The sequence below is a fragment of the Aeromonas sp. s3 genome, assembly GCF_040907805.1.
In the GTDB taxonomy this organism is placed as follows: Bacteria; Pseudomonadota; Gammaproteobacteria; order Enterobacterales; family Aeromonadaceae; genus Aeromonas; species Aeromonas dhakensis.
Genome location: NZ_JBFOCQ010000023.1, coordinates 1 through 1,976, shown reverse-complemented (window position 1 = coordinate 1,976; position 1,976 = coordinate 1). Strand labels below are relative to the sequence as shown.

The window sequence follows — 1,976 nt, the reverse complement described above, 5'->3', positions numbered from 1 at the left end:
CAAGCCTTATTTTCAAAGGCTTTTCGAGGCTACCGACTTGGCTTTCTGCGTTGCCGCTTGCCGTGTCGATGGAGGCGCATTATAGGGAGTGAATTTCTTCTGGCAAGGGAATAATTGCAAAAAGATGGCCTTCATCGCTCAATCGCTCACAAAGCCACCAAAATGCATCTTAATCCAGCGAAATCAACCTGCGACAGGTGCTGCAACGGCAAAATCATGCAGGTTGTCGTAGATGGCATCGGCCAGCTCAATCCCCGCATCAGTAATCGGCTTGCCTGTTCTGACCATGACCTTGTGACCGACCTTGGCATTGATGGCGGCTTTCAGGTCCGAAGGTTTGTCACCCACCATATAAGAGCGGCTCATGTCGATACCGAGCTCCCGCTGGGCAAGCAACAGCATACCCGGTTCGGGTTTGCGGCAGTCGCAGGGGGCACCGTGGTCCGGGTGATGGGGGCAGAAGTAGATACCATCGAGATCCACATCGCGATCGGCAAGGGACCAATCCATCCACTCGGTCAGGTTCATGAAGTCATCTTCAGTGAAGTAACCACGGGCGATGCCGGATTGGTTGGTCACCACGACCAGCAAATAGCCTTTTTTCTTCAGCAATTGCATGGCCTCAATCGCCCCGGGCAGAAAATGGAAGTCATCAACCTGGCTGACATAACCCGTGTCCTTGTTGATGACACCATCGCGATCCAGAAAAATGGCGGGTTTACTCACAGCAGCTACCTCTATTAATGATTTCGCAAAAGTATCTCACAGGCCATTTAAAGCCCCAAAAGTAAAAGGGGTGGCCGAAGCCACCCCTTTCATGTGTGCATATAAAGTATCGATTAAGCGATAACTTTAGCTACAACACCAGCACCTACGGTACGGCCACCTTCACGGATGGCGAAACGCAGGCCGTCGTCCATCGCGATCGGCGCAATCAGGGTAACAACCATCTTGATGTTGTCGCCCGGCATTACCATCTCTACGCCTTCCGGCAGTTCGATGGTACCGGTCACGTCGGTAGTACGGAAGTAGAACTGCGGACGGTAGCCTTTGAAGAACGGGGTGTGACGACCACCTTCTTCTTTGGACAGCACGTACACTTCAGATTCGAACTTGGTGTGCGGCTTGATGGTGCCCGGCTTGGCCAGTACCTGACCACGCTCTACGTCTTCACGCTTCACGCCACGCAGCAGCGCGCCAACGTTCTCACCTGCACGACCTTCGTCCAGCAGTTTGCGGAACATTTCAACGCCGGTACAGGTGGTCTTGGTGGTATCTTTGATACCAACGATTTCCACTTCTTCACCAACTTTAACGATGCCGCGCTCTACACGACCGGTTACTACGGTACCACGGCCTGCGATGGAGAATACGTCTTCGATCGGCATCAGGAACGGCTGGTCAATTGCGCGCTCCGGCTCCGGAATGTAGGTGTCCAGGTGGCCAGCCAGTTCCAGGATCTTCTCTTCCCACTGAGCTTCGCCTTCCAGCGCTTTCAGTGCGGAACCACGGACTACCGGCAGGTCATCACCCGGGAAGTCGTACTCGGACAGCAGTTCGCGAACTTCCATCTCGACCAGTTCCAGCAGCTCTTCGTCATCTACCATGTCGCACTTGTTCATGAACACGATGATGTACGGAACGCCTACCTGACGACCCAGCAGGATGTGCTCACGAGTCTGCGGCATCGGGCCGTCAGTCGCTGCTACTACCAGGATCGCGCCGTCCATCTGGGCAGCACCGGTGATCATGTTTTTAACGTAGTCGGCGTGACCCGGGCAGTCTACGTGGGCGTAGTGACGGGTAGCGGTGTCGTATTCTACGTGGGAGGTGTTGATGGTGATACCACGCTCACGCTCTTCCGGTGCCTTGTCGATCTGGTCGAAGGCGAAAGCTTTACCACCGAAGTGCTTGGCCAGCACGTTGGTGATGGCGGCGGTCAGGGTGGTTTTACCGTGGTCAACGTGGCCGATGGT

General features: G+C 54.8%; 2 protein-coding genes. Both read right to left on the bottom strand.

From position 1 onward, the window contains the following. Window positions 1–183 precede the first annotated feature (183 nt). Window positions 184–726 (bottom strand): D-glycero-beta-D-manno-heptose 1,7-bisphosphate 7-phosphatase, encoded by a 543-nt coding sequence (gene gmhB / locus AB5Y98_RS12370; RefSeq protein WP_017788711.1) that lies wholly within the window; start codon window positions 724–726, stop codon window positions 184–186. Between the two features lie 113 nt (window positions 727–839). Next, on the bottom strand, window positions 840–1,976 hold a 1,137-nt coding region (tuf, locus tag AB5Y98_RS12365; RefSeq protein ID WP_017788708.1), incomplete at its 5' end, for an elongation factor Tu.